Genomic DNA, 292 nt, shown 5'->3' on the forward strand with positions numbered 1-292 from the left:
GGGCTGAACTCGCAGCCTACCTCACTCCCGGATTCAAGGTCACCATCAGTAGTCCTAAGGTGACTAAGGAGTTCTTCAGTAAGCGCGGCCCTGTAGAACTCATCGAGAAGATGATGGAGAAGATCGGGTGCTCGGGCGAGAAGGAGATGTTCGTCTATAAGTCCGAGCTGGCCGACGTTATCGTCGCGTTCACAAACGCCGATGGTTATCAGGTCAAGGGCTACACGAACGGTCTGTGCCAGTCGAGCTGCGGTAAGCACGTTGATTCTGTGTCAGGTGCCTTGTACACGGC

Annotated in this window: 1 protein-coding gene; it reads left to right on the plus strand. The window is 54.8% G+C overall.

Features of this window, described 5'->3' with window-relative positions:
* Positions 1 to 292: hypothetical protein (locus AC1RPQ_RS08375; RefSeq protein WP_481762325.1), on the plus strand; the 292-nt coding region annotated here is incomplete at both ends.

The sequence above is a fragment of the Dellaglioa sp. CoH-57-MRSF-21 genome, assembly GCF_056781915.1.